The 1898-nt window shown below is 67.9% G+C and carries 1 protein-coding gene; it reads right to left on the bottom strand.

Features of this window, described 5'->3' with window-relative positions:
* Positions 1-1077 (bottom strand): transposase (locus ACFWAY_RS53650; protein WP_378516525.1); only part of this gene is annotated, 1077 nt, incomplete at its 3' end.
* Between the last annotated feature and the right edge of the window lie 821 nt (positions 1078-1898).

Below are 1898 nucleotides of genomic sequence, written 5' to 3'. Positions count from 1 at the left end.
GGCGACCGCGACCCTGCTACCGATCGTCCCGATCAACCAGCCCAAACGAGAATGATCTTGACATCTCAGATTCCACAGAATGATCCTGTTCACGTGCCCCTCGACGGCGCCGGAACTGTGCGGCAGTGTCAGCCCCGCGGTTACGGCATCGAGATCACGGACCAGGCCTGCAGCAAACGACCGAAGTGCCGGTGACCCTTCGCGCCGGGCGCGGCCGATCCAGGCGTTCAGGTCCTGGCCGCGCCGATCAACCATGATTTCGGCGAAGTCCCGGACCAGTCGACCGGTGGTGGCGAGCGCGGGGCTGCGCGCCAGGAGCGCGTCGCGCCCGACCCGGTCCTCGTCGGTGAGCCGGTCCGGTCGTCGGGTCAGCCACCCGGTGACCCGCCGGACGCTGGGCGCGGCCGGCCTCGAGGGCGGCGTGGTGTGGGCGGCGCGCAGTGGCTGCAGGAATCGGCGCACGGTCTTGGTGCTGCCGCGGTAGCCGAGTTCGGTGATCTCGCGCGTGAGGACTGCCGCGTCGACACACCCGCCGGCGACGCGTTCACGCAGGTAGGGTGCGTACTCGTCGAGCAGACTGCGGCCGGTCCGCGTAGTTGGCAGCAGGTCTTGGGCATCGGCGGCGCGGGCGAAGCGCCGGACCGTCTTACGGTCGAGTGGCAGTGTCCGGGAGATATACGAGATCGTTCTTCCCTGCGCGAGCAATTCGTGGACGGCGGCGTGGCGTTCCCGGGTTCGGGTGGCCAGGCGACTGTCAGCCAGGCCACTTTCGGTCGGGTCGGGAGGCGCTGAGGAGGGGTTGTCGATCCCGTCGTTGGAGCTCGTGGTCTCGGCGGGTGGGCGCAGGTCGGCGCGGTGGCGGATCACCGTCTTCTCCACCGCGCCTGCGAGGCCCAGCCACGGGTGCCAGCGGTCGGCGACCTGGATCGCGTCCGGGGCACCGGTGCGGACGCCTTCGGCGTACGCCCCGGCACGATCTCGGCAGACCACCTCGATCTCGGGATGGCCGCGCAGCCAGGTGGCGACGGTGCCGGCGGTGCGGTCGGGCAGCAGGTCGATCGGTGTTCGTGTCTTCATATCCACCACGACGGCGGAAGTAGACGTGGCCTCGGCGGAGTGCGAAGTCGTCGATACCGAGGACGGGCACCTCACCGATGGGTCGGTCGGGTATCGACCGCACTGCCCGTAGCAGGGTGTCCCGGCTGACGGCGACACCGAGTCGGCCGGAGAGTCGGGCGCCGGCCCGGCCTGCCGCGGCCAGGCCGATCGCTTCGATCATCGCTGTCCCCGCCGGTGTTCGCCGACTCCACCGCTCGGTCAACCCCGCGATCTGCTCGGCGAAAGTTCTTGCCCCGCAGTCAGTGGTGTCGCAGAAGAACCGGCGGGCCCGGACATCGATCAAGACCGGATGCCCGCCGATCGCGGTGTCGGTCAACTGTCGGCGATACCGCGAGTGCACACGAGTGGCCTCACCACCGCACCGCGGGCACCACGCTCGGTCACCTCGGGAACGGGCCTGGAGTCGGATCGTCGATCCGACTCGCCAAACACCGACAACATCGATACCTGCCAGATGCGGGAGTAGGACCCGCACACCGTCTTCAGCGCACCCGGAGAATCCTCACCCGACCTCGTCGATGCAGGTCAGTGACACGCCCAGCGGCTTCACGAAAATTGCGCCAGATCCAATTACGTGACGGACAAACCCCTCAACCTGGGGAATTACATGACCGCTGACAGTCGGCGCCCAGCGTTCCCGCTGGTCGTATGGCTGATCGTTGAAGAATATGGTGCGCAACAGAGGGGTCTGCACAAACTCGGCATCGACGTAGGAACGCGGGCATAGGTGCTGTGCCGGTGCGTAGTTTCCGGGACACGGCATGCGTGCGCATCACCGG

Source organism: Rhodococcus sp. NPDC059968, from assembly GCF_042738615.1.
Classification (GTDB): Bacteria; Actinomycetota; Actinomycetes; order Mycobacteriales; family Mycobacteriaceae; genus Rhodococcus_F.
This window is presented reverse-complemented; position numbering and strand designations above follow the sequence as displayed.